The organism is Frankia sp. CgKIO3, assembly GCF_977946435.1.
Window position 1 is genome coordinate 16,829 of sequence record NZ_CDWTMO010000070.1, and the last position, 2,572, is coordinate 19,400.

General features: G+C 72.1%; 2 protein-coding genes. One reads left to right on the forward strand and one right to left on the reverse strand.

The genetic code is table 11. The features are described 5' to 3' along the window. Positions 1-23 precede the first annotated feature (23 nt). Entirely contained in the window at positions 24-1,151 is a 1,128-nt protein-coding gene (locus AC08OJ_RS10190) for an MraY family glycosyltransferase (RefSeq protein WP_462187896.1), read from the reverse strand. Positions 1,152-1,417: 266 nt separating this feature from the next. Between AC08OJ_RS10190 and AC08OJ_RS10195 the strand changes: the two genes are divergently transcribed. Continuing rightward, positions 1,418-2,572: zinc-dependent alcohol dehydrogenase (locus AC08OJ_RS10195; RefSeq protein WP_476595605.1), on the forward strand; the 1,155-nt coding region annotated here is incomplete at its 3' end.

Consider the following 2,572-nt stretch of genomic DNA (forward strand, 5'->3'; position numbering starts at 1 on the left):
GGGGGGGGGGGGGTACGAGCCGATCAGTGGCTTCGACCGGCATCCCCCAGTGGCCGGGTCCCGTCGGTCCGGTCTGTCCTGTCCGGGTTCGCCAGCCGGCGTTGCGACGGGATCGCCGCTCCGGAGGACGGGGCCGCCGCGACGCAGTCCCGTCTCGCCGCGACGCGCTGTGGAGCGTTCAGGTACCCGAGGAGCACCAGCCCGGCTGCCGTGTCGGCGAGCAGGCGAACGGGCAGTGGTCCGTCCGCGGCGAATCCCAAGGCGGCGAGGACCGCCGTCAGGACGCCAACCAGCCCGGTCACCCGGGTGTGTGACCACCCGGCGGTGGTGAGTCGTTGGTAGGCATGGGTGCGGTGGGGCAGGTACCATTGTTCCTTCGCCCGCACCCGGCGTAGCAGGGTCCAGGCAGTGTCGGCCAGATACAGCGCCGTCGGCGCCACGGCGGTCTCCACCGGTATTCCCGCCAGGACCGCTTGCACCGCCAGGACCGCGATCGCGGCTCCCAGCGAATAGCTGCCCACGTCCCCGAGGAAGATGTGGGCCCGCGGAAAGTTGAACGGGCCGAAACCGAGCGCCGCGGCCGCCGTGAGAGCACCGCCGATCGTGATCGCGTCCACGTGGTGGACGGCTCCGAGCACCGTGAACGCCGCCCCGGCCAGGACCGCCGTCGTCACCGAGATGCCGTTGATGCCGTCCATGAAGTTGAAGACGTTGACAAATGCGGTGATCCAGATCGGCGCGATGATCGTGACGAGCAGGACGGTTGTGCCGCTCGGAACCGGGTCGTCGAGCACCGCCCCGAGCACCGTCGTCACCGCGACGACGACGGCCGCGGTGACGTGCAGGGCCAGTCGGCGCAGCGGGGTGATGCCGCTGAGGTCCTCGACGAGTCCGATCAGGCCGAACGGGGCGATGCCGATGGTCAACGACAGCAGGTCGCGGGCGTCGCCGTACCCAGGGATGCACACCGCCAGGCCGATGCCCGCGAACAGCCCGAGGACGACTGCGATACCGCCGCCACGCGGGGTCGGGACCTGGTGCGAGGACCGCGCAGTGACCTCGTCGATCGCCGCCATCCGGCGCATGCCGACGATGACGATCGGGGTCGCCGCAAGGGTGACGATGCACGCGGCGGCCGACGCTTCGAGCATGCCGTTCCTCCGGGTCTGACACTTCGGATGGGCGAGGCCGATGTTCATCGCTGAATGTAATGCATCAACTACACTGCGCAGCATGATGCGAGCGTGGGCGCCCCCGACGCCCTCACTTCCCCCGGTCGTACCGAAGACTCGGGCCGACACGCCGGTACGAGCCGACACGCCGGTACGGGTCCGCGAGTGGGTGCGAGTCCGCCTGCCGGCGCCGACCGTCGGCCGGTGCGGCGGCGCCCCAGTGACGCGGTGAAGCAGGTGGTGTGGTGAAGCAGGTGGTGCAGGCGGCGTCCGGCGGGGCGGTGCGCGTCGTCGACGTTCCCGTGCCGGTCATCGGTCCGACCGAGGTGCTGGTGGCGACCGTTGCGACGATCGTGTCCGCCGGCACGGAACGTGCCGTTACCACGCTCGCCCGCTCTGGGCTGCTGACCAAGGCGCGGGCCCGTCCGGACCTTGTCCGCAAGGTCGCGGAGAAGGCGAGGACCGACGGTCTCATCCCGGCCGCGCGTTCGGTCCGGGATCGGCTCGGCGCCGACGTCCCCCTCGGCTACAGCGGATGTGGTCGCGTCGTCGAGGTGGGCTCCGCGGTCGACCGCATCCGCCCCGGTGACCTCGTCGCCACGGGTGGGGCCGGGCGCGCCAACCACGCCGAGTTCCAGGCCGTTCCCGGGCTGCTCTGCGCCCGGGTTCCGGACGGGGTCGACCCGGGGGCGGCGGCGTTCGCCACGATCGGCTCCATCGCCCTGCACGGGCTGCGCCTGGCGGAGGTGGGCCCCGGGGCGAAGGTGGTGGTCGTCGGGCTGGGGCTGGTCGGTCAGCTCGCCGCCCGACTCGCGCTCGCCAGCGGATGTGACGTCGCCGGCATCGATCTTGCCGATCTGCCGTTGGTCACCGCCGGGGCGAGCGGTGTCCGTGCGCTGCGGGAGTCCGGCGAGGCCACCACCGCCGCGGTCCGCGCCTGGAGCCGGGGCCGTGGTGCCGACGCGGTCCTCATCTGCGCCGCTGGTCGCTCGGCGGAACCGGTCATGCGGGCCACCGCGTTGGCCCGGGACCGGGCGCAGCTGGTCGTGGTGGGTGACGTCGGACTGGGCCTGCTGCGCGCGCCGTTCTACGACAAGGAGCTGACGCTGCGCTTCGCCCGCTCCTACGGGCCGGGGCGGTACGAGCGTGGCTACGAGGACTGGGGGGTTGACTACCCGGCCGGGCAGGTCCGCTGGACCGAGGGACGCAACCAGGAGGCCGTGCTCGACCTGCTCGCGGCCGGCCGGCTGCAAGTTGATGATCTCGTCACCCACGCTTTTCCGATCGGCGCGGCGCCGCGGGCCTACGAGATCGTCGCCACCCGTAGCGAGCCGTACCTGGGGATCCGTTTCGACTACCCGGCGTCGGCCGCCCCCGAACAGGCCGCCCCCGAACAGGCC